The following is a 22,966-nucleotide window of genomic DNA, read 5'->3' as shown; positions in this document are numbered from 1 at the left end:
TGCCGCTGCAATCGGGTATACTCAGGCGGCAGTCCGGGATATCCAGGGAGAGTCAATTTGCGCGTCAGCCGCTCGTTAACAATTAAACAGATGGCAATGGTTGCGGCCGTTGTCATGGTGTTTGTTTTTGTCTTTTGCACCGTTTTGTTGTTCCATCTGGTACAGCAGAACCGCTACAACACGGCTACGCAACTGGAAAGCATCGCGCGATCTGTTCGGGAACCTCTTTCTTCCGCGATTTTAAAAGCGGATCTCCCCGGCGCGGAAACCATTCTGGAAAGTATTAAACCTGCGGGCGTGGTGAGTCGCGCCGATGTGGTATTGCCGAATCAGTTCCAGGCGTTGCGTAAGCGCTTCATTCCTGAACGCCCCGTCCCGGTTATGGTGACGCGTCTCTTCGAACTGCCGGTACAAATTTCTTTGCCGGTTTATTCGCTGGAGCGTCCCGCCAATCCGCAACCGCTGGCCTACCTTGTATTGCAGGCGGATTCGTACCGTATGTACAAGTTCGTCATGAGCGCGCTCTCTACGTTAGTGACCATTTACTTACTTTTATCGCTGATCCTGACGGTGGCCATCGCCTGGTGCGTAAACCGCCTGATTGTGCATCCGCTGCGCAAAATCGCCCGCGAGCTGAACGACATTCCGCAGCAGGAGCTGATCGGACATCAGCTGGCGTTGCCGCGTCTGCATCAGGATGATGAAATTGGGATGCTGGTGCGCAGCTATAACCTCAACCAGCAGCTTATGCAGCGTCAACGCGAGGAGCAAACGGACAACGCGATGCGTTTTCCGGTTTCCGAGCTGCCCAATAAAGCCTTTTTAATGGCGCTGCTGGAACAGGTTATCACCCGCCAACAGACCACTGCGCTTATCATCGTGACGTGCGAAACGTTGCGTGACACGGCAGGCGTGCTGCAAGAAACGCAGCGGGAGATTCTATTACTGACGCTGGTTGAGAAGCTGAAGTCGGTGCTGGCGCCGCGCATGGTGCTTACGCAGGTCAGCGGCTATGACTTTGCCATTATCGCCCACGGCGTCAAAGAGCCGTGGCACGCCATCACATTAGGTCAGCAAATACTCACTATCATTAATGAACGACTGCCCATCCAGGGTATTCAACTGCGCCCAAGCTGCAGTATTGGCATTGCAATGTATTATGGCGATCTGACCGCCGAAGCGCTCTATGGTCGCGCCGTCTCCGCCGCGTTTACCGCGCGCCGAAAAGGTAAAAATCAGATCCAGTTCTTTGACCCGGCGCAGATGGAGGCCGCTCAACAGCGCCTTACCGAAGAGAGCGATATCCTTACCGCGCTGGATAACCATCAGTTTGCCATTTGGCTGCAGCCGCAGGTCGAGATGCGCAGCGGCAACGTATTAAGCGCCGAAGCCTTGTTACGTATGCAGCAGCCGGACGGTAGCTGGGAATTGCCGGAGGGGCTGATTGAGCGCATTGAATCCTGCGGCCTGATGGTCACGGTGGGCCATTGGGTGCTGGAAGAGTCCTGCCGCCAGCTTGCCGCCTGGCAGGAGCGCGGCGTGACATTGCCGCTCTCCGTCAATCTTTCCGCGTTACAGCTCATGCACCCTGGCATGGTGTCGGATCTGCTGGAATTGTTAAATCGCTATCGTATTCAACCGGGTACGCTGATTCTTGAGGTCACTGAAAGCCGCCGTATCGACGATCCGCACGCTGCCGTCGCTATCTTACGTCCGTTACGTAATGCTGGCGTGCGTATCGCACTGGATGATTTTGGCATGGGTTACGCGGGGCTGCGCCAGTTACAGCATATGAAGTCGCTACCGGTCGATATCCTTAAAATTGATAAAATGTTTGTCGATGGGTTACCAGATGATCACAGTATGGTGACGGCGATTATCCTGATGGCCCGCAGTCTTAATTTACAATTGATTGCCGAGGGCGTGGAGAACGAGGCGCAACGCGCGTGGCTGGAACAGGCTGGAGTCAACGTCGCGCAAGGCTTCCTGTTTGCTCGGCCCGTTCCCGCGGATATCTTTGAAGAACGGTATCTGTCGCACGAAAATCCTGATTACAAAAGTTAAAAAAGGTCGCGCTTGTGCGAGCCAGCTCAAACTTTTTAACATTTTTGTTTCAATTATGATCCTGGCGCATTTCTGTCATGTTGTGTGGGTGTTATTTTAAGGCCGCAGGTTACTCATAACCTTACAAGACCTGTGGTTTTTACTTCAAGGACACCCTATGAAAACCTCTCTGTTCAAAAGTCTTTATTTTCAGGTCCTGACAGCAATCGCCATTGGTATTCTCCTTGGCCATTACTATCCTGAACTGGGCGCACAAATGAAACCGCTTGGCGACGCGTTCGTTAAGCTCATTAAGATGATCATCGCTCCTGTCATTTTCTGTACTGTCGTGACGGGCATCGCAGGCATGGAAAGCATGAAAGCGGTGGGGCGTACCGGCGCGGTCGCGCTGCTTTACTTTGAAATTGTCAGTACGATTGCGCTGATTATCGGTCTTATCATCGTCAACGTTGTGCAACCTGGCGCCGGGATGAACGTCGATCCGGCAACGCTGGATGCGCAGGCGGTGGCCGTTTATGCCGCACAAGCCAAGGAGCAGGGCATTATTGCCTTCCTGATGGATGTCATACCGGGCAGCGTGATCGGCGCGTTTGCCAGCGGCAACATTCTGCAGGTCTTACTGTTTGCGGTGTTGTTTGGTTTTGCGCTGCACCGTTTGGGCAGCAAAGGCCAGCTCATTTTCAATGTGATTGAGAGTTTTTCGCAGGTCATTTTCGGCATCATCAATATGATCATGCGCCTGGCGCCGATTGGCGCATTCGGCGCGATGGCCTTCACCATCGGTAAATACGGCGTCGGTTCTCTGGTGCAACTGGGGCAGCTCATTATCTGCTTCTATATCACCTGTATTCTCTTCGTGGTGGTGGTGCTGGGGACGATTGCACGGGTAACGGGCTTTAGCATTTTTAAATTTATTCGCTATATCCGGGAAGAATTACTCATTGTGCTCGGTACCTCCTCTTCCGAGTCAGCGTTGCCGCGTATGCTCGATAAGATGGAAAAACTGGGGTGCCGTAAATCGGTGGTGGGGCTGGTGATCCCGACGGGGTATTCGTTCAACCTTGATGGCACCTCTATCTACCTGACGATGGCGGCGGTGTTTATCGCCCAGGCGACCAACAGCCATATGGATATCTTCCACCAGATAACGCTGCTGGTCGTGTTGCTGCTCTCGTCAAAAGGTGTCGCGGGCGTGACCGGAAGCGGCTTTATCGTGCTGGCGGCCACTATCTCCGCCGTGGGACATTTACCGGTTGCGGGACTGGCGTTAATCCTCGGTATCGACCGCTTTATGTCCGAAGCGCGCGCGCTGACTAACCTGGTGGGTAACGGCGTGGCGACGGTGGTGGTTGCCAAATGGGTGAAAGAGTTAGATCACCAAAAGCTGGACGATGTGCTTAATAATCGTGCGCCGGATGGCAAAACGCACGAAATTTCCTCCTACTCTCGCCACTTATGCCCGTAGTCCCTTCCAGGACTGCGGGTGTTTGCGCATAATTGACCCCTGCGCCCAAAGCATACAGCATGATGCTTAGGGATTATTTCACTTCTTCCGTGACATTTTTAGGTTCTCGCGGTCTAACACGAAGTGTTTTTACGTCATATTCAGGCATCCCTGCCGGGGCTGTCTTTTTATTACCAGGATTGTTGATCAGGGGTTCACATGCAGGGCACAAAAATTCGACTCTTAGCGGGCAGTCTGTTGATGTTGGCCTCTGCCGGCTATGTGCAGGCAGATGCGCTCCAGCCCGATCCGGCATGGCAACAGGGGACGCTGGCTAATGGGTTACAGTGGCAAGTGTTGGCTACGCCTCAGCGCCCCAGCGATCGTATTGAAGTTCGTCTACAGGTTAATACCGGTTCGCTCACCGAAAGTACGCAACAGAGCGGGTTTAGCCATGCGATTCCCCGTATCGCGCTAACGCAAAGCGGTGGTCTGGATGCCGCACAGGCACGTTCTTTATGGCAGCAAGGGTTTGATCCGAAACGTCCCATGCCGCCCGTTATTGTTTCTTATGATTCCACGCTCTATAACCTCAGTTTACCCAATAACCGTAACGATCTGCTGAAAGAAGCGCTGACCTATCTGGCTAACGTCTCCGGTAAATTAACCATTACGCCAGAGACGGTGAATCATGCGTTAAGCAGCGAAGATATGGTTGCGACGTGGCCAGCAGATACTAAAGAGGGCTGGTGGCGTTATCGGCTGAAAGGGTCGGCGTTATTGGGGCACGATCCCGCGGAACCGTTAAAGCAGCCGGTAGACGCAGCCAAAATTCAGGCTTTCTATGAAAAATGGTACACCCCGGATGCCATGACGCTGATTGTTGTCGGCAACATTGATGCGCGCTCCGTCGCCGAGCAGATCAATAAAACGTTCGGTACGCTGAAAGGTAAACGCGAAACGCCCGCCCCGGTGCCGACGCTTTCGCCGCTGCGGGCGGAATCAGTGAGCATTATGACCGATGCGGTGCGCCAGGATCGTCTCTCCATTATGTGGGATACGCCGTGGCAACCGATTCGCGAATCGGCGGCGCTGTTGCGCTACTGGCAGGCGGATCTGGCGCGCGAAGCGCTGTTCTGGCATATCCAGCAAGAGCTTACTAAAAATAACGCGAAAGATATTGGTCTGGGGTTTGACTGCCGGGTTCTGTTCCTGCGCGCGCAGTGCGCCATCAACATTGAATCACCTAATGATAAGCTCAATACCAATTTGAGCCTGGTGGCGAATGAACTGGCGAAAGTACGCGATAAAGGTTTGTCGGAAGAGGAGTTTACTGCGCTGGTGGCGCAGAAAAATCTCGAATTGCAAAAGCTGTTCGCGACCTACGCGCGTACCGATACTGACATTTTGACTGGACAGCGTATGCGCTCGCTGCAGAATCAAGTGGTGGATATCGCGCCGGAGCAGTATCAGAAGCTGCGTCAGAATTTCCTCAACAGCCTGACCGTCGATATGCTCAATCAGAATCTACGTCAGCAGCTATCGCAGGAGATGGCATTAATTTTGCTGCAACCGCAAGGCGAGCCGGAATTTAATATGAAGGCGTTAAAGGCGACGTGGGATGAAATCATGGTCCCGACAACTGCCGCCGCTGTTGAAGCCGATGAGGCGCATCCGGAAGTGACGGAGACACCGGCGGCACAGTAAGCTGCCGCCTGCCGGCCCGGTAAGCGCAGCGCCACCGGGCAAGAGCGAATGACTTACTGCGGCATCGCGTCGTGCGGAATAATGGCCCCACGGTACTGAATCACCGTGCTGGCCGTCAGGTGTCCGCGCTTCGCGGCATCCGTCGCGCTGCCGCCCGTTAAACGAACGGCCAGATAACCGGCGCTGAAGGAGTCGCCTGCGGCAGTGGTGTCTATCACTTTCTCTTTCGGCAGTTTTACTGCCGGAACGTCAATGAGCGCCTCGCCCTGAATCGAGACCAGGCAAGAGTCCGCCCCGCGTTTTACCACCACTTCCTGTACGCCTGCCGCATGGGTGCGGGCAATGACCTCTTCCACCGGTTGCTTACCCCATAGCGCGTCTTCATCATCCAGTGTCAGGAAGGCGATATCAGTACAGTCCAGCATCTTTTGATAGACCTGCTGCGTTTCTTCGCGACTTGTCCATAAACGCGGGCGATAGTTATTATCAAAAATGACTTTCCCGCCGTTGGCCCGACATTCACGCAATAAAGACAGCAGCTTAACACGGCTGGTTGGGCTTAAAATCGCGAGGCTAATGCCGCTCAGGTAGAGATAATCGAAGGTCGCCAGCGCCTCGCAGATAGCCGCTGACTGTTCGCTCTCCAGCCAGAATTTCGCTGCCGCTTCGTTACGCCAGTAGTAGAAGGTACGCTCGCCAGTGTCATCGGTTTCGATGTAATAGAGGCCTGGCAGGCGATTTTCCATCCGCTGCGTTAGCGAGGTATCCACATTTTCATGCTGCCACGCCTCCAGCATCTGTTGGCTGAAACTGTCGGTACCCAGCGCCGTCACATAGTGAACGGCCAGAGCGGCAGAATCGACCTGACGGGCAATATAAACGGAGGTATTCAGCGTGTCGCCGCCGAAGCCGCGCTGAACATCAGCGCCTTTCTGCGACAGCTCAATCATGCATTCGCCAATCACGGCAATCTTTTTAGACATAGTCGTGAACCTGATCTGTAAAAATTAGCGTTAGTGTGCGCTGTGGATGTTTAGTGGTCAATAATATTAAAACATCGGTCCATTATTTTTTTGAGCAAGTGCGTATTTTTGACAAGTTTCGGGGGCTGTTTTTATTTTGCCAGGGACCGAGGGTAAAGTTCTCTGCCTGAACGCCGATAACCTTTGACGAGTCCGGACAGTCACACTCCCATTAACAGGACAACTGAGATGATAAAGCAGGTTATCCAGCAGCTACGCGTTCCTGATGCAGGTATAGAGAATTTGCAGGAACGGCGCTATTGGCTGCAATGCGAGCGTGCCTATACTTACCAGCCGATATACCAGACGGATGGCCGTCTGATGGCGGTTGAACTTCTCACTGTCGTCACCCATCCTGATAACCCTTCCAGACGTATTGCCCCGGATCGTTATTTCGCGGAGTTAGCGGTTCGACACCGCATTGACGTAGTGAAAGAACAACTTCATCAGCTTGAACAAAAAGCGGATTTTTTCACTCGCCATCACTTATTGGCATCAGTCAATGTCGACGGCCCTACGCTGATTGCCATGCGACGACAGCCGGACATTCTGGCAGCGATGGAGCGTTTACCCTGGCTGCGTTTCGAATTGGTGGAACATATTCGTTTGCCGAAAGACTCCTCTTTCGCCTCGATGTGTGAGTTCGGCCCGCTGTGGCTGGATGATTTTGGTACTGGTATGGCCAATTTTTCAGCGCTGAGCGAAGTGCGTTATGACTACATTAAAGTGGCGCGAGAGCTGTTCGTCATGCTGCGCCAGTCCGCGGAGGGGCGCAACCTGTTCATTCTGCTGCTGCAACTGATGAACCGCTACTGCCGCGGCGTTATTGTCGAGGGCGTGGAGACGCTGGAAGAGTGGCGTGATGTGCAGCGTTCGCCCGCCTTTGCCGCCCAGGGCTATTTTCTTTCTCGACCCGTGCCGCTGATATCGCTCGAAGAGGTGATTCTGACCCTGTAACGCCAGACTGTTCCCGTAATTCGTGGTATTACGAGGTGCGGTCATCCTCCTTTTTTGTCTGGCTGAACTATCTTTAGGACAGGCAAGGGAAGAAGTGAGGAAATAACACATGACTAAAGCAGGCAAAATAACCGCCGCCATCACAGGGACTTTCTTGTTGTTGATCGCCATAGTGATTTTGTTGATCGCAACATTTGACTGGAACCGCCTCAAACCGACCATCAACAGAAAGTCTCTACCGAATTGAACCGGCCTTTCGCTATTCGCGGCGATTTAGGCGTGGTGTGGGAACGCCAAAAACAGGAAACCGGCTGGCGAAGCTGGGTACCGTGGCCGCATGTTCACGCGGAAGACGTCATTCTTGGCAATCCGCCGGATATTCCGGAAGTCACGATGGTGCATCTGCCACGCGTTGAGGCGACGCTTGCCCCGCTGGCGCTCCTGACCAAAACCGTCTGGCTGCCGTGGATCAAACTAGTGAAACCCGACGCGCGTCTTATTCGTCTGTCCGAGAAAACCAATAACTGGACCTTTAACCTCGCGCAAGACAAGAATACGGACCCCAATGCTAAACCTTCCGCCTGGTCCTTCCGGCTGGATAATATTCTCTTCGACCAGGGGCGAATCGCGATCGATGATAAGGTCAGCAAAGCGGATATCACTATTCTGATCGATCCGTTAGGCAAACCGTTGCCGTTCAGCGAAGTGACGGGAACGAAAGGCAAAGCAGACAAATCCACCGTGGGCGACTATGTCTTCGGCCTGAAGGCGCAGGGGCGTTATAACGGGGAACCGTTGACCGGTACGGGGAAAATAGGCGGTATGCTGGCGCTACGCAGCGAAAGTACGCCTTTTCCTGTGCAGGCCGATTTCCGCTCTGGCAATACGCGGGTGGCTTTTAGCGGCGTGGTGAACGAGCCGATGAAAATGGGCGGCGTCGATCTGCGGCTTAAATTCTCTGGCGATTCACTGGGCGATTTATATGATTTAACCGGCGTGCTGCTGCCGGATACGCCGCCGTTTGAGACCGATGGGCGATTGGTAGCGAAAATTGACGCCGAAAAGTCATCGGTATTTGATTATCGCGGTTTTAACGGGCGCATTGGCGACAGTGATATCCACGGCTCCCTCACTTATACCACCGGTAAACCGCGCCCTAAACTGGAAGGTGATGTCGAATCGCGCCAGTTACGCTTGGCCGATCTTGGGCCGCTGATTGGCGTGGATTCCGGGAAAGACGCTGAGCAGTCGAAACGGTCTGAACAGCGCAAAGGCGAGAAGAATGTTCAGCCAGCGGATAAAGTGTTGCCTTACGATCGCTTTGAAACCGACAAATGGGATGTTATGGACGCCGATGTCCGGTTTAAAGGCCGGCGTATTGAGCATGGCGGCAGTCTACCGATTAGCGATCTTTCGACCCATATCATCCTGAAAAACGCCGACTTACGTCTACAGCCGCTGAAGTTTGGTCTGGCAGGCGGCAGTATTGTCTCCAACATCCATCTGGAAGGGGATAAAAAGCCGATGCAGGGGCAGGCGGATATACAGGCGCGTCGGCTGAAGCTTAAAGAACTGATGCCGGATGTGGAGCTGATGCAGAAAACGCTGGGCGAGCTGAACGGCGATGCGGATATTCGCGGCACGGGCAACTCGGTTGCCGCGCTGCTTGGCAACAGTAACGGCAATCTCAAATTATTGATGAATGATGGATTGATTAGCCGCAACCTGATGGAAATCGTGGGGCTGAACGTCGGCAACTATATTGTCGGGCAGATTTTTGGCGATGACGAAGTGCGGGTTAACTGCGCGGCGGCGAATCTCAATATTGCGAACGGCGTGGCGCGACCGCAAATTTTTGCTTTTGATACAGAAAATGCGTTGATTAACGTGACCGGTACGGCGAGCTTCGCCTCTGAACAGCTCGATTTAACCATTGATCCGGAAAGTAAGGGGATTCGTATTATTACGCTGCGATCGCCGCTGTACGTGCGTGGGACATTTAAAAATCCGCAGGCGGGCGTCAAGCCCGGCCGCTGATTGCGCGCGGCGCGGTTGCGGCAGCGCTGGCGACGTTGGTAACGCCCGCCGCCGCGCTATTGGCGCTCATTTCGCCCTCTGAGGGCGAAGCCAATCAGTGCCGGACGATTTTAACGCAGATGAAGCAGTAATGTGAAACGTAGCGCCGGATGACGCCATCCGGCGCCCTATTACAACGCCTGATGACGCGTCTCATGGGTTAACAGCAGTGCAATCAGCGTCAGCGCCGCCATTGACGCCAGGTAAACCCCTACCGCCGCCAGCCCGTAGTGGCTTTGCAGCCATGCGGCAATATACGGCGCGACGGAAGCGCCCAGAATCGATGACACATTGTAGGAAAACGATGCGCCGGTATAGCGTACTTCCGCCGGAAATAGCTCCGGCAGCAGCGCTCCCATTGGGCCGAAGGTCAGCCCCATCAGGCTCAGACCTAACAACAGGAACACGAAGACCAGCGCTGGATTGCCTGAACCCAGCAGCGGGGTAAAGGCGAACAACGCGAAGAGAATGATGAGCGTGGTAATGATGACCATGCTTTTCCGACGGCCAAATGCGTCCGCCAGCAGGCCGGCGACGGGCACCATCACGCCGAAACCAATCACCGCCATCATCAGCATCCACAGTATTTCATTGCGCGGCAAGCCAAGCCCCACCGGCGCGGCGGCAGTGCTGTAAGTCATGGAATAGACGGTCATGATATAGAACAGCGTGTAGGTCGCCAGCATGATAAACGTGCCGAGAATGGTTACGCGGACATGCTTCGTCAGCAACGTGCCCAGCGGTATTTTTACCTGCTTTTTCGCTGCGGCGACTTTCGCAAACACCGGCGTTTCATGCAGCGACACGCGCGCATACAGGCCGATAATCACCAGTACCGCCGAGAAGATAAACGGCACGCGCCAGCCCCAGCTCATAAATTGCTCGTCGGTCAGCAGCCAGGAGAGCAACAGGAAGGTGCCATTGGCAAAAAAGAAGCCGATCGGCGCGCCCAACTGCGGGAAGGAGCCATACAGCGCGCGTTTGCGCGGCGGCGCATTCTCCGTCGCTAATAACGCTGCGCCGCCCCATTCGCCGCCCAGCCCCAGTCCCTGTCCGAAACGCGCCAGCGCCAGCAGCAGCGGCGCGAAAATACCTATCGTCGCGTAGCCCGGTAATAGACCGATAATGACCGTGGAGATCCCCATCGTCAGCAGCGAAGCCACCAGCGTGACTTTGCGGCCTACCCGGTCGCCGAAGTGACCGAATAGCGCAGAGCCGATCGGACGCGCCACAAACGCGATAGCGAAGGTGGCGAGCGATTGTAGCGTTGCCGCAGTGGGATCGCCCTGGGGGAAGAAGATAAGGGGGAACACGATCACCGCTGCGGTGGCGTAAATATAGAAGTCGAAGAACTCAATCGCGGTGCCGATAAGCGAGGCAATAACGACTTTATTGCGTGAGTTTACCGGAACATGTTCCTGTTCATGGTCGAGTGTTGTGGCGGTTGCTTGCATACTATTTTCTTATTTTTAGCGAACGAATAGCCATATTACGCACAGCAAAAGTTATATTTCAATGTGTAACAAAAGCCAAAAATGGTCAAAAAAAGCGCAAAAAGGGGATAATGTTTAAGCCAGCCATTTTGCGTCTATGAAATGCTTCACATAATTTTAGAATTAGTGGATAAAACTGGTTTCAGGTTAAATAAAAGTTAATTACTGGATTTATATGCTGAAACAATGAGATGAGGCGGAAGGACGTGCCTGATTGTACCGCCGGGTACGCTTTGCATGCCCGGCCTGGGTCCACACAGCAGTAGGCCGAATGACGACGCCGTGCGTGCCATTCGGCAGCAAGCCGCAGACTAGCGTTGCGTTTTACCCGGCATTCGCGGGTCGTCCTTATATTCGGCGGTGGCTATCCAGGCCGCGCAGAATAACGTCAGGCGGGCAAAAAAGTAGAAGAATGCCATCAGACCGAGTACGGAGCCAAACGCCGCGCCGGAAGGCGATTTCACCAGTGACGGCAGCGTATAGGTCATAATGATTTTAATCACCTCAAAACCGATAGCGGCAATAAATGTCCCGCGAATCAACGCTTTTTTACGGGGACGATGGCGGGGCAGTCGCCAGAAAATCCAGAAGAAAAGCAGATAGTTGGCAAAAATAGAGATGGCCAGACCGATCAAATGCCAGGCCGGTTTTAACCATTCGATGCTGTCGAGGTACAAGGCGGAGATGATCATCTGCTGGGCGGAACCGGCAATGGAAGTAATGGACAGCGTAATGATTAAAGCGATTAATAATCCAATCAGCGAGATAAAATCGCGCAGATATTTGAGCCAGATTTTCTCCTGATCCTGCGGCTTGCGCTCCCAGACGTCCCGTGACTGGGCGCGAATCGCTTCCCGCAGGTTGCCCATCCAGTTAACGCCGGAATAGAGCGCGATACCCAGTCCGACCAGCCCTACCGTGGTACGCTGTTGAACCGCCGTATTAATCGTATTTTTAAGCGTGGACGCCAGCGTAGGATCGCTCACATTCATCAATATCTTGCTGAAAATATCTTCCAGTAGATTAGGGTGCGAGGCGAGGATAAAACCTGCCGCGGCAAAGGACACCATCATTATCGGGATCATCGACAGAAACGAAAAGTAGGTGATAGCCGCGCCAAACTGATTACCCAGTCGATCGTTAAAACGTTCGGTCGCGCGAATGAGGTGGGCCACCATTGGTTGACGCTGAATTTTTTGCATCAGGGTGGTGACGGAATGCAACGCCTGATTTGCCTTTTCGTTTTTTTCCGGGGCGTCATGCGGCTGCGTTTCTATTTTTTGTATCGGGTCGTGCTCCAGTTCCTGAATAGGGCGTTTTACGTCATTTTCCTGCGTCATCAGGTCGGTAGTCCTTCATCATTAATAGAATATGTCAGTATAGCTTCTCCCCGGTGGATGCTGAAAATGCGGCTACTCTGCGGCCTCTTTAATGGTTTCAGTCAGCCATACCATAAACAGGTGTACCCGGCGGGAAAGATTACGGCGATGGGGATAATGCAGCGTCACCGGCAGTGGAGCGGCGCGATATTGCGGTAAAATTTCAATGAGCGTTCCGGCGCGTAACGCCTCCCGTACAGCAATGCGCGGCGTCTGAATGATCCCTAATCCTGCCAGACAGGCCGTATGCCAGGTCTCCGTACTGTTTACCGTTAGCATTCCGCCGGTTTTTACCCACTGCATACCGTGGGGAGTTTCAAAGGCAAAACCCGGTGAAGAAACTCCCGGGGTCAATGAATAATGCACCACCGCATGTGAGGCGAGGTCGTCAAGGTTTTCTGGATACCCAAAGCGCGCCAGGTATTGTGGGCTGGCGCAGTTCACCATCCTCAAGCCCGCCAAGCGGGCGCGTCAGTATCCCTGGCGCATGTAGCGGCTCTGTGCGCACCACGCAGTCGAAATCTTCCCGTAGTAAATCGACCTGTCGATCGCTACTACAAAGTTCCAGCGCAATGCCGGGATACTGATGCAAAAAAGTGGGCAGGCGCGGCATGATGAGGCTGTTTGCGAGACCTGGCGGGATATCTACCCGTATTTTGCCGCTGATACTGGCGGGATCAGGCTGGAAAAGACCCTCCAGTTCATCCAGGTTACTCAACAGATCTTTTGCCCGTTCGTAGTAAACCATCCCGTCCTGAGTAAGCTGTACCCGCCGGGTGGTGCGGTGGAGCAGGCGGATGCCCAGTTGATGTTCTAACGCTTGTATTTGCCGTGAGACGCTGCCTTTGGGAAGGCCGATATCTTCTGCTGCACGGGAAAAACTTTCCCGTTCCGCCACGCGTACAAACAATTTCATTGCATATATTTTATCCATCATCAGGCTCTATTATTGTTTTTATTGAAACAGTGACGCTGAAGCGGCTGGTTTTATTGATTTTCTAGCATCTAATAAGCCCTTTCGCAATCATTGCTCGCGTGACGAATACGTCTGATCACGTTGCGCGGCGGATTTATCGCCTTCCGGCCAGGCTTTTTAGCGCCAAAAAGCCGATAAACGGGACGAGAGCGGTAAAACACGCTGATAGCCGCGGGTGTAGTGGGAGAGAGAAATGCATGTACATACACGGTATTGTCATTGACCCATCGTCGCGGTTTTCAGGCGGATTGGCTATTTTTTAACAAAATGTGCTACTTTATTTTTTGTAACACATCAGGCGAAAAGCAGATATTTCCTTTGTGACGCGCCAGGCGTACTCTTCATTAAATTAATATTCAAATTAGCCTTGTCTGTTTGTACTAATAAGATATTCCTTACTTTAAAACGTTAATGTTAGCGAATTCTGTAATCCCGATGTTGAAGCTGTAAATATTCATAACCTTTCTCTTCCTCAACCAATGACTATCGGTAAAATGGCCTATACCAAATGGCGACTTCTTATTTTACCCTACGGGTAATACCCTTCCTCATCTTGAGACTATTATCTTACCCAGGTGGAGAAAAGTAATGCAGGTAATCATGTTTGACAGGCAGTCAATATTTATTCATGGAATGAAAATCAGTTTGCAGCAGCACATTCCAGGAATAAGTATCCAGAGTGTCGGTCAGGCAGAAGAACTCTGGCAAAAAATAGAAAGCGCGCCGGATGCGCTGGTCATGCTGGATAGCGGCCTGGATGCTGAATTTTGCCGCGAGGTGTTACAAAGAACCGCGCAGCAATTTCCGGAGGTGAAGATTATTATCACGGCGATGGATGGCAGTCAAAAGTGGCTGCATGAAGTCATGCAATTTAACGTTCAGGCCGTGGTGCCACGCGATTCTGATGCCGAAACCTTTGTCCTTGCGCTCAATACTGTCGCTCGCGGGATGATGTTTTTACCGGGGGATTGGTTAAATTCAACGGAGCTGGAGTCCCGTGATATAAAAGCGTTAAGCGCCCGCCAGCGGGAAATTTTACAGATGCTTGCCGCAGGAGAATCAAATAAACAAATTGGGCGGGCGTTAAATATTAGTACCAGGACGGTTAAAGCGCATCTGGAGTCGCTTTACCGGCGGCTGGATGTAAAAAATCGTACCCAGGCCGCCATGATGTTAAATGAATCGAATTAACGACGTTAAATTCGCAGTCCGCTTATTTCTGGCTGTGAAATATCACCCGTATTGATTAATGATAAAAAACGCTGATGTCCGATGCTGAACATCAGCGCAATAAGCGTTTCGCGTTGAAACCGATCGTTAAGTTCCGGCAAACAATTCTGTAGCAGTATATCGCAGCTATTGAGGTCATCCAGCAAGAATGCCTCCGCCTGGTCGGGCGTAATGAACGTCAGCGTCTCATCCGGCGTCAACATATGCCCGTAACCAATCACCCAGTTACCCTGCCGATCGCGATACTTTTCCAGCGACAGACCCTGCCACTGTTTAATAAACGCGATGCAGGCGGAGCTAAAGCGAGATGAAATGTGCGGCATGGCATCTTTCTCATAAAAAGCGCGATTATAAAGTGTGCTGCACGCGTGGCTAGCGGTCAGACGGCCAAACGCAGGCAGGGAAAAGGTCTATGCCGTTCAGCGTCACGCCGCGTTGACAGAATGAAAAACTGATGTTTTCGGTTAGTAACCGATCTTCTTATAAATTTGCAATCATTAAGATTAAGTCACTGAAATGTGGCTAAATCTGTTATATCTATGAAAAAACATAATTAAAAGAAAACGAAGATCTCGTCGCGGGATCGTCTTTTTAGGGAAGATAATGACGAATAGCGCTTCGCAGGCGACACGCGCGCCTTTTGAACATAGCCTGGGGATTATCCGCCAGGCATCAATAGAAATCCTGCTGCTGCTGGGTATTCATACCACAGAGGGAAAAGAGCCCCGGTGGTTCATGGAACAACTTGAGCAGGCGCGTCTTAACCTGGGCGGTTGGGGCGCGGTGGCGAAAAAATTGCGGATAAATGACGCGCAGTTGAGCCAGTTTATGCTGCAACTGCGTCATCTTCAGCAGCATGTTCCCCAGTATGACAGCGGGCAAGAGGTGAGCGAAAATCAACTCCTTGCCGCGTTGCGTTTTGTCACCTCGCTGGAACATCTACGTCAGCAGCAGCCGCTACTGACGTATCAAACTGAGCTGGAAGACCCCGACCAGGAGGCGCATCTTGAGGCGCAGCGTCAGCTTCGGGCGATAGAACTGACGTTAAAAGCGCTTATTGCGCGCGCATGGCCGGATCGGGCGTCGCTGAATCACTACCTCAAGCAACATTTTGGCCCGGACCGTTTGCGCCAGTGGTTAAAACAGGGAGAAGATCAACATGCGCTGGAAGGCATGTTGTTCAGCGAACTGGCGCTTATGGTGGTTGATAAAAAATTGTTTGCCCGTCATTACGTCAGAATTTTTAATGACGCCTCAGCGTTAACGCTGTTCGCCGAGTCGCGCACCACTCTGCGTATGTTTCTGGATGATTGCCGCCTCGCGCGAAACGAGGTTATCGCCAGGCAGCCGCTCACCTCAGCGCAGCTTATGCTGCTAAACGTTCAGTATCAGCAAATCGTTCGGCCCATCCAGCGCGCCTATGCCGAAAAACGTACCCGCGTGAATCCCGCTTCGTTTCTGCTGGCGGATGAACGTGAATTGCGCCAGTTCTGGGAAACCGCGCGGCTTAAAGATCGGCAGGCCGGGGGAGATAAGCATGAGATTAGCGAGAGCATAGAACCACCGCGTAAGCGGCCTCCGCGTACGCCTGAAGAGTGTGAGCAACTTATTTCCGGCGCTTTGTGGGGCGCGGTTGGCGTCATGACGCTGGCGATACTGGCGGGCGCGTTCTGGCTATTTAGTTCGTTGTCGCCAGGCTCCGATAACGGGCAAGCTCCCGCAATGGCGCAGGATGAACCGCCGCGCGAGGCGCCTTCCGCGCGGGAAACGCTCAATCATATGGGGATTACCTGGGATGCGTTTACCATGCGGGCGGCGATAGAGCGCAATGATACGCGGGTGACGGCGCTGTTCCTCCAGGGCGGAATGAACTGGCAGCTCGCGTGGACGGAGCAGGCGTTTGCGGCAGGACATACCGAGGTGCTGCAACTGTTGTTGCGTTATCCCGCGCTGATGGATGAGGTCAAACCCTGCCGACGATTTATCACAACGTTAAGTCATGACATGTCGAGCGGCGCGCCGCTGACCGCGATGCATAAAACCTATTTGCAAACGTTTTGCACCGTTCCGGCTGTTGTGACGCGCCAGCAGTACGATACGGAGCAGGCCCGGCTGCGCGCTCAGGCCCGGCCCAGCGCAGACAATAAAAAATGGCTGAAAATTCAGTCAGCCATTTATGATGCGATTCACTGAGCCCGGAGCAGGTTAAGGCTCTCCGTAAAGGCCAATCAGGCGGCGCACCACGCCATTGGTCCAGCCGAACCCATCCTGTAGCGGATACTCGCCCCCGCCGCCTTCGCGGGGCGTACCGCCGGAAATATGGTATTTCTCGATCAGTTTATGGTGCTCCTGATAAAAATGGTTCACCGTTTTTAACCAGTTATGGGCGATTTCATCGCCCTGCATATCGTCGCCATACCGTTTGAAGCCCTGAATCGCCATCCATTGCAGCGGCGCCCAGCCGTTCGGTTTATCCCACTGTTCGCCGGTTTCGTATTCGGTCGCCATAATCCCGCCGGGCGTTAACAGACGGCTGCGTACTACATTTGCCAGACGGTCGGCCTGCTCATGGTTCGCCATACCGACATACAGCGGCACGATACTGGCGGCGGAAAAGAGCGCCATTTCTTCGCGTCGCCAGTCATAGTCCCGATAACAGCCGTTTTCATCATCCCACAAATAATGGTTCACGGCGGCGCGTCGATCGCTGGCTTTCTGGCGAAATAGCGCCTCGGTGTCACGTTCGCCTTTCAGCGCTGAAATATTGGCGATAGCGCTCTCCAGTTTATACAGAAAAGCGTTCAAATCGATAGGGATAAACTGAGTTGTACGTATGCTGGCAAGCCGGCCCGCATCGCGTAGCCAGCGTGAAGAATAGTCCCAGCCGGACGCCGCCCCGGCGCGCAAATCCCGGTAGACTTCATTGGGCGGACGACCGGAATGTTTTGCGGTTTCGACATCTTCCAGCCAGGACTCGTCGCGCGGCGTGTCGCGATCGTCCCAGTAGCGGTTCAGCAGGGAACCGTCCGGCATCCGCACAACGTGGCGATAAGCCTGGTTGAGCGCCAGCGATTCGGCGCCGTCCATCCAGAAGGCGTATTCCATTTTGAGATGGTCGAGATAACGCCGCGCGCCGCGCACGCCATCTTCTTCGAACAGTTCAACCATCAGGGCGAAAACCGGCGGCTGCGAGCGGCTCAGATAATAGGTGCGGTTGCCGTTGGGAATATGACCATAGTTTTCAATCATCCAGGCGAAATTATCCGCCATACATTTAAGTAAGTCTTCGCGCCCGCTTTCCGCCAGACCCAGCATGGTAAAATAAGAGTCCCAATAATAGGTTTCGCTAAAACGGCCTCCCGGCACGATATAGGATTGCGGCAGCGCCAGCAGCGAAGACCACGGAATATGATCCTGCGGTTCGCGCGTCAGTATCGGCCAAAGCTGGTCAATATGTTCTTTGAGCGAGTTTTCGGGGTTAGAGACATACTCGCTGGATAAGGTTTCCGGTAGCCAGAAATGGTTCTCGACGAAGCGGCGTAAGTCAAAATCACGGTGGCGTCTGACCTTACGGTAGCGGATCAGGATATCAAGCGGGTCCATCTTCGGCGCGCAGTCCGGGAACGTTTTACTGTCTGGAAACAGTTTTGTTGACTGTACATGCTCGAACAGTTCGAGATACCGATCGGCAGGGGTCAGGGCGTCAGAGGCGGGAAGCCCCTCGATCATCTCCGGCTCCGGTTCCGCCTCGATCATTTCATCCAGCTTTAACTCGCACGGGTCTGTTTCATAAAGCAGATCGACATCAATAGTCAGATCTTCAGAAGGCGTGGGGTTTAATTTCTGGTTGAGCATAATGACAAGGACCTCCGGCTTGCGTCGTAAAAGATACGGGTGTTGCCCGGCTGTCTATTAAGCGTAGACATTCGCTTCGATACCTGAGTGGCAAAGTGTGCGGTAGATCACATTTTGCAATTTATCTCTCAAAAAAAACACTTCATAACTTACTGAATAGTATTGCGAAAATCCTATTTTCATGACGCCTCCCTCAGACCTAAAATCAGAACATTCGTTTCATAGTGGTATCACTACGTCACCACATGGCGTGGATTCACAAACAAAGGTAACGTAAATAGTTATAATACAAGCTATGGCACCATGATAATACAAATGGATACAAATGATCGAGCAACCCGACAGTAAAAGTGCCAAACCGCTTTATAAGCAGCTTGAAGACGCCTTAAAAGAGGCTATTGCGCGTGGAGAGTATAAACCAGGCCAGCAGATCCCGACGGAAAATGAACTGAGCGTGCGCTGGCAGGTGAGCAGGGTCACGGTCCGTAAGGCGCTGGATGCGCTGACGCGTGAAAATTTGCTGACCCGTGTCTCCGGCAAAGGCACCTTTGTTTCTGGTGAGAAATTTCAGCGTAGCATGACCGGCATCATGAGTTTCAGCGAGTTATGCCAGTCCCAGGGACGTCGCCCGGGGTCACGCACCATCAAATCCGTTTTTGAATCGGTAGACGATGAGACAAAAGCGTTACTGAATATGAACGATGGCGAAAAAGCGGTCGTCATTGAACGTATCCGCTATGCCGACGATGTGGCGGTATCGCTGGAAACCGTACATCTTCCCCCACGTTTTGCGTTTTTGCTGGACGAAGATCTTAATAATCACTCTTTGTATGAATGCTTACGCGAGAAATACCATTTATGGTTTACCCACTCCCGTAAGATGATCGAACTGGTTTATGCCAGCTTTGAAGTCGCCCATTATCTTGGCGTCAACGAGGGTTATCCGCTGATCCTGATAAAAAGTGAAATGATTGATAACAAAGGAGAACTCTCCTGCGTTTCGCAACAGTTGATTGTCGGCGATAAAATACGGTTTACCGTATGATGTCAGCATTACGCTAACGAAGAGCAGGCTGAATCGGGATCCAGATCGCGGATCCCGATTTTTTTTGGTTTCCATCTTGATCAAATGTCTTTAAATATCATATAAAAATAATAATACATTATGAGTCATTTATGGCGAATCCTCGCCTGTATCATTGATGGAACCAGAGGAAAGCATGATGGGTATGAAAGAGACAGTTAGCAATATTGTGACCAGCCAGGCAGAGAAAGGAGGCGTTAAACACGTCTATTACGTGGCGTGCGGCGGTTCTTATGCGGCGTTCTATCCGGCGAAAGCATTTTTAGAAAAAGAAGCGAAAGCGTTGACTGTCGGTCTGTATAACAGCGGAGAATTTATTAACAACCCGCCGGTAGCGCTGGGAGAAAATGCCGTTGTGGTTGTCGCCTCCCACAAAGGTAATACGCCAGAGACAATTAAAGCGGCTGAAATCGCCCGTCAGCACGGCGCGCCGGTCATTGGTTTAACCTGGATAATGGATTCACCGTTGGTGGCGCATTGCGACTATGTGGAAACGTACACGTTTGGCGACGGTAAAGATATTGCCGGAGAGAAAACGATGAAAGGCCTGCTGAGTGCGGTCGAACTGCTCCAGCAGACGGAAGGGTATGCGCACTACGACGATTTTCAGGATGGCGTCAGCAAAATCAACCGTATCGTCTGGCGCGCTTGCGAGCAGGTAGCGGAGCGTGCGCAGGCGTTCGCGCAGGAATATAAAGACGATAAAGTCATTTACACCGTCGCCAGCGGCGCGGGCTATGGCGCAGCCTACCTACAGAGCATCTGTATCTTTATGGAAATGCAATGGATACATTCCGCCTGTATTCATAGCGGTGAGTTTTTCCACGGGCCCTTTGAAATTACCGATGCGAATACGCCTTTCTTCTTCCAGTTTTCCGAGGGCAATACGCGGGCGGTGGATGAACGCGCGTTAAACTTCCTGAAAAAATATGGCCAGCGATATTATCCTGAAACTTTCACAGAAGGTGAATGCGTTATTGGCGCGGGATGATGTTGACGGTGTGGTCATTACTCATGGCACTGACACGCTCGATGAAACCGCCTACTTTCTTAATTTGACCGTGAAAAGCGACAAACCGGTGGTGTTTACCGCTGCAATGCGGCCCGCGTCGGCAATCAGCGCCGATGGCGCAAGGACAGCCAGGGCTGGTGTCTGACTCGCTCAACCCGGCGAAGGCGCGGGTGTTACTGATGACGGCATTAACTCAGACGCGTAATCCGGAACTGATCCAGAGTTATTTCAGTACGTATTAATCATGAAGGCCTGTGCGCCCACCCTCGAAGATGGGCGCACAAGATATTAACGCATGGTCACAAACTCTTCCGATGCGGTCGGGTGAATAGCGACGGTATTATCGAAGTCTTTCTTGGTAGCGCCCATCTTCAGCGCCACTGCGAAGCCCTGCAACATTTCATCCATGCCGAAGCCGATACCGTGGATACCCACAATTTTTTCTTCCGGCCCGACGCAGACCAGCTTCATACGGCACGGCTGGCGGTGCGTCGTCACCGCGGTATACATAGCGGTAAACGATGATTTATAGACTTTCACCTGCTCGTCGCCGTACTGCTCGCGCGCCTGCGGCTCGCTTAACCCGACAGTGCCGATAGGCGGATGGCTAAAGACCACGGTCGGGATGTTGCTGTAGTCCAGATGCTCGTCCGGCTTGTTGTTAAACAGGCGCTCGGAGAGACGGCGACCGGCGGCGACGGCGACTGGCGTTAGTTCTATCGCGCCAGTATTGTCGCCAACGGCGTAAATGCCTTCTACGTTCGTGTTCTGCCATTTATCAACGATGATGTAACCTTTTTCATTGGTTTTCACGCCCGCTGCCGCCAGATTAATATTGTCGGTCGACGGTTCGCGACCAATGGCCCAGATCAGGCAATCAACGGTTTCACTGCGGCCATCTTCCAGTTCCAGAGTCAGACTGCCGTCGGCGTTTTTCACCACCGCTTTCGGCACGGCGTGAGTATGCAGTTGCGGGCCTTCGGCGTTCATCACCTCAACCAGCGTTTCGCTAATCATCGGGTCAAAACTGCGCAGCGGCGCATGTTTACGGACAAACAGATGCGTTTTCGCCCCCAGCGCGTTGATAACGCCAGCCAGTTCAACGGCGATATAACCTGCGCCTACCACCGCGACGCGCTCCGGCAAGGCAGATAGCGCAAAGAAACCGTCGGAATCAATGCCGTATTCCACGCCTGGAATGCTCGGATGGCTCGGACGGCCGCCGGTAGCGATCAAAATATGGTCGGCGGTGATGGTTTCGCCGTTCACTTCAATGGTTTTGGCATCGACAAAGCGGGCAAAGCCTTTAATCACATCCACGTTATTTTTGCCCAGCACGTTGTCGTATGAAGTATGGATGCGGTCAATATACGCGGTACGGCTGGCAATCAGCTTGCTCCAGTCGAACTGATTAATCGTGGTGTCAAAACCGTAGTCCGGGCCATACAGATGAATCGCTTCACGAATCTGCGCGGCATGCCACATCACTTTCTTCGGCACGCAGCCCACGTTAACACAGGTGCCGCCCAGCTCTTTGGCTTCGATGAGCGCGCATTTCTGGCCGTACATAGCGGCGCGGTTAATCGAGGCGATACCGCCGCTGCCGCCGCCGATAGCGATGTAATCATAGTGTTTGGTCATGACCGCTCCTTTATGTTCGTTGTCGGACGGATAGATTCTGCGCTACCCGCCAAAATATTCGCGATTGTATACCTGAAGGTGAAAGGTTCCACCGATGGCTGTGATTACTCCGGCACGATCCAGCTTACCGAAGTGTGTCCGTGACCGTTTGGCGCCAACCTACTGTGCAGCCACGGTAGCACGTTGTTCATCTGCTGCTCCAGTTTCCACGGCGGGTTAACCACGATCATACTGGACGCCGTCATCCCGCGCTGATCGCTGTCCGGGCGGATCGCCAGCTCAATTTGCAGGATTTTACGGATGCCGGTGGCCTCCAGCTCATGAATCATGCGCTTAATTTGCTGGCGGAGTACCACCGGATACCATAGCGCGTATGTACCGGTGGCGAAACGTTTATAACCCTCGCTGATGCCGCTGACTACCGCCTGGTAATCGGTTTTCATTTCATAAGGCGGGTCAATGAGAATCAGACCGCGGCGGGAAACCGGCGGCAATTTGGCTTTCAGTTGCTGATAGCCGTCAGCGCGTTCCACGCGGGCGCGGTTGTCTTTTTGAAACTCCGCGCGCAACAGTGGGAAGTCGCTGGGATGCAATTCCGTGAGTTGCAGACTGTCCTGCTCACGCAGCAACTGGCGGGCGATTAACGGGGAGCCCGGATAGTAGCGTAACTGCCCGCTGCGGTTGAAATGTTTTACGACGCTAATATACGGTTCCAGTTCGGCGGGCAGATCGTCCTGCTGCCAGATACGGGCGATGCCTTCCAGATACTCTCCGGTACGTTCAGCATGTTCGCTGCCCAACTGATAACGCCCCGCGCCCGCGTGCGTGTCCAGATAGAGAAACGGTTTTTCTTTCTCTTTTAGCGACTCGATGATCAGGCTCTGAACGGTATGTTTAAGGACGTCGGCGTGGTTGCCAGCGTGAAAGCTGTGACGATAACTGAGCATGGATGCAGATATTCCGGGAAGTAAACAAGTTAGCCGATAGTTTACCGCAGATCCGTAGAGATTACCGCTCTTGCGCTTT

The 22,966-nt window shown here is 52.9% G+C and carries 15 protein-coding genes and 3 pseudogenes; 10 read left to right on the top strand and 8 right to left on the bottom strand.

Annotated features, from left to right (window positions below; all coding sequences use genetic code 11):
* Positions 1-57: 57 nt before the first annotated feature.
* From hmsP to J4685_RS12980, 3 genes are all read left to right on the top strand, one after another.
* Complete coding sequence (gene hmsP, locus J4685_RS12990; RefSeq protein WP_001266354.1) at positions 58-2,064, top strand: biofilm formation regulator HmsP; 2,007 nt, start codon at positions 58-60, stop codon at positions 2,062-2,064.
* 157 nt (positions 2,065-2,221) lie between these two features.
* Positions 2,222-3,529 (top strand): C4-dicarboxylate transporter DctC, encoded by a 1,308-nt coding sequence (gene dctA, locus J4685_RS12985; RefSeq protein WP_000858230.1) that lies wholly within the window; start codon positions 2,222-2,224, stop codon positions 3,527-3,529.
* 198 nt (positions 3,530-3,727) lie between these two features.
* Positions 3,728-5,215: a M16 family metallopeptidase gene (locus tag J4685_RS12980; RefSeq protein ID WP_001163182.1), complete on the top strand. Its 1,488-nt coding sequence runs from the start codon at positions 3,728-3,730 to the stop codon at positions 5,213-5,215.
* Between the two features lie 53 nt (positions 5,216-5,268).
* Here the strand turns inward: J4685_RS12980 and J4685_RS12975 are convergent, their stop codons facing one another.
* Complete coding sequence (locus tag J4685_RS12975) at positions 5,269-6,198, bottom strand: sugar kinase (RefSeq protein WP_000037577.1); 930 nt, start codon at positions 6,196-6,198, stop codon at positions 5,269-5,271.
* A 228-nt stretch (positions 6,199-6,426) separates the two neighbouring features.
* Here J4685_RS12975 and pdeH point away from each other — a divergent pair, with 228 nt between their 5' ends.
* Together pdeH and J4685_RS12965 are read left to right on the top strand one after the other, a co-directional pair.
* The gene (gene pdeH, locus J4685_RS12970; RefSeq protein ID WP_000595623.1) at positions 6,427-7,194 is read left to right on the top strand and encodes a cyclic-guanylate-specific phosphodiesterase; all 768 of its coding nucleotides are present in this window, start codon (positions 6,427-6,429) and stop codon (positions 7,192-7,194) included.
* 109 nt (positions 7,195-7,303) lie between these two features.
* Positions 7,304-9,362, top strand: a pseudogene (locus tag J4685_RS12965) (AsmA family protein).
* 39 nt (positions 9,363-9,401) lie between these two features.
* On the opposite strand, the gene J4685_RS12960 reads toward J4685_RS12965, so the two are convergent.
* The 3 genes and pseudogenes from J4685_RS12960 to J4685_RS12950 all read right to left on the bottom strand — a co-directional run bounded on the left by J4685_RS12960 (position 9,402) and on the right by J4685_RS12950 (position 13,076).
* The gene (locus tag J4685_RS12960; protein WP_001148979.1) at positions 9,402-10,724 is read right to left on the bottom strand and encodes an MFS transporter; all 1,323 of its coding nucleotides are present in this window, start codon (positions 10,722-10,724) and stop codon (positions 9,402-9,404) included.
* Positions 10,725-11,074: 350 nt separating this feature from the next.
* A complete protein-coding gene (gene yhjD, locus J4685_RS12955) occupies positions 11,075-12,103 on the bottom strand; it encodes an inner membrane protein YhjD (protein ID WP_000191231.1) in 1,029 nt (342 codons plus the stop codon).
* 72 nt (positions 12,104-12,175) lie between these two features.
* A pseudogene (locus J4685_RS12950) lies at positions 12,176-13,076 on the bottom strand (LysR family transcriptional regulator).
* 630 nt (positions 13,077-13,706) lie between these two features.
* On the opposite strand from J4685_RS12950, the gene J4685_RS12945 reads away from it, so the two are divergent.
* Positions 13,707-14,309, top strand: a complete 603-nt coding sequence (locus J4685_RS12945) for a response regulator transcription factor (RefSeq protein WP_001196085.1) — start codon at positions 13,707-13,709, stop codon at positions 14,307-14,309.
* Positions 14,310-14,314: 5 nt separating this feature from the next.
* Here J4685_RS12945 and J4685_RS12940 read toward each other — a convergent pair whose 3' ends face one another.
* Positions 14,315-14,671 carry a glycoside hydrolase family protein gene (locus tag J4685_RS12940; RefSeq protein ID WP_001120249.1) on the bottom strand — a complete coding sequence of 119 codons (357 nt, stop codon included), beginning with the start codon at positions 14,669-14,671 and terminating at the stop codon, positions 14,315-14,317.
* 280 nt (positions 14,672-14,951) lie between these two features.
* On the opposite strand from J4685_RS12940, the gene J4685_RS12935 reads away from it, so the two are divergent.
* A complete protein-coding gene (locus J4685_RS12935) occupies positions 14,952-16,541 on the top strand; it encodes an STY4199 family HEPN domain-containing protein (RefSeq protein ID WP_000185002.1) in 1,590 nt (529 codons plus the stop codon).
* Between the two features lie 12 nt (positions 16,542-16,553).
* Here J4685_RS12935 and J4685_RS12930 read toward each other — a convergent pair whose 3' ends face one another.
* Positions 16,554-18,203, bottom strand: coding sequence for an alpha,alpha-trehalase (locus J4685_RS12930; protein WP_000934258.1), 1,650 nt, complete (start codon positions 18,201-18,203; stop codon positions 16,554-16,556).
* A gap of 325 nt (positions 18,204-18,528) precedes the next feature.
* On the opposite strand from J4685_RS12930, the gene J4685_RS12925 reads away from it, so the two are divergent.
* The 3 genes and pseudogenes from J4685_RS12925 to J4685_RS12915 form a co-directional block, all read left to right on the top strand.
* Positions 18,529-19,248, top strand: coding sequence for a GntR family transcriptional regulator (locus tag J4685_RS12925; RefSeq protein ID WP_000572570.1), 720 nt, complete (start codon positions 18,529-18,531; stop codon positions 19,246-19,248).
* Between the two features lie 175 nt (positions 19,249-19,423).
* On the top strand, positions 19,424-20,278 hold the full coding sequence (locus J4685_RS12920; protein ID WP_010989272.1) for an SIS domain-containing protein: 855 nt from the start codon (positions 19,424-19,426) through the stop codon (positions 20,276-20,278).
* Positions 20,211-20,541, top strand: a pseudogene (locus J4685_RS12915) (asparaginase domain-containing protein); the annotation flags it as partial. The gene J4685_RS12920 and the pseudogene J4685_RS12915, both read left to right, overlap by 68 nt.
* Positions 20,542-20,587: 46 nt before the next feature.
* Here J4685_RS12915 and gorA read toward each other — a convergent pair.
* Positions 20,588-21,940, bottom strand: coding sequence for a glutathione-disulfide reductase (gene gorA, locus J4685_RS12910; RefSeq protein ID WP_000160779.1), 1,353 nt, complete (start codon positions 21,938-21,940; stop codon positions 20,588-20,590).
* A gap of 104 nt (positions 21,941-22,044) precedes the next feature.
* Positions 22,045-22,887, bottom strand: coding sequence for a 23S rRNA (adenine(2030)-N(6))-methyltransferase RlmJ (locus tag J4685_RS12905; protein ID WP_000954237.1), 843 nt, complete (start codon positions 22,885-22,887; stop codon positions 22,045-22,047).
* Between the last annotated feature and the right edge of the window lie 79 nt (positions 22,888-22,966).

The sequence above is a fragment of the Salmonella sp. 32100201201700099SM genome (genome assembly GCF_017572645.1).
Taxonomy (GTDB): domain Bacteria; phylum Pseudomonadota; class Gammaproteobacteria; order Enterobacterales; family Enterobacteriaceae; genus Salmonella; species Salmonella enterica.
Note: the sequence above shows the minus strand (reverse complement) of the source record. Positions and strands in the feature narration are given on the sequence as shown.

Coding starts and splice junctions, on each gene's coding strand:
- dctA (WP_000858230.1), top strand. CDS start 2,222: ATGAAAACCTCTCTGTTCAAAAGTCTTTATTTTCAGGTCCTGACAGCA.
- J4685_RS12980 (WP_001163182.1), top strand. CDS start 3,728: ATGCAGGGCACAAAAATTCGACTCTTAGCGGGCAGTCTGTTGATGTTG.
- J4685_RS12975 (WP_000037577.1), bottom strand. CDS start 6,198: ATGTCTAAAAAGATTGCCGTGATTGGCGAATGCATGATTGAGCTGTCG.
- pdeH (WP_000595623.1), top strand. CDS start 6,427: ATGATAAAGCAGGTTATCCAGCAGCTACGCGTTCCTGATGCAGGTATA.
- J4685_RS12960 (WP_001148979.1), bottom strand. CDS start 10,724: ATGCAAGCAACCGCCACAACACTCGACCATGAACAGGAACATGTTCCG.
- yhjD (WP_000191231.1), bottom strand. CDS start 12,103: ATGACGCAGGAAAATGACGTAAAACGCCCTATTCAGGAACTGGAGCAC.
- J4685_RS12945 (WP_001196085.1), top strand. CDS start 13,707: ATGCAGGTAATCATGTTTGACAGGCAGTCAATATTTATTCATGGAATG.
- J4685_RS12940 (WP_001120249.1), bottom strand. CDS start 14,671: ATGCCGCACATTTCATCTCGCTTTAGCTCCGCCTGCATCGCGTTTATT.
- J4685_RS12935 (WP_000185002.1), top strand. CDS start 14,952: ATGACGAATAGCGCTTCGCAGGCGACACGCGCGCCTTTTGAACATAGC.
- J4685_RS12930 (WP_000934258.1), bottom strand. CDS start 18,203: ATGCTCAACCAGAAATTAAACCCCACGCCTTCTGAAGATCTGACTATT.
- J4685_RS12925 (WP_000572570.1), top strand. CDS start 18,529: ATGATCGAGCAACCCGACAGTAAAAGTGCCAAACCGCTTTATAAGCAG.
- J4685_RS12920 (WP_010989272.1), top strand. CDS start 19,424: ATGATGGGTATGAAAGAGACAGTTAGCAATATTGTGACCAGCCAGGCA.
- gorA (WP_000160779.1), bottom strand. CDS start 21,940: ATGACCAAACACTATGATTACATCGCTATCGGCGGCGGCAGCGGCGGT.
- J4685_RS12905 (WP_000954237.1), bottom strand. CDS start 22,887: ATGCTCAGTTATCGTCACAGCTTTCACGCTGGCAACCACGCCGACGTC.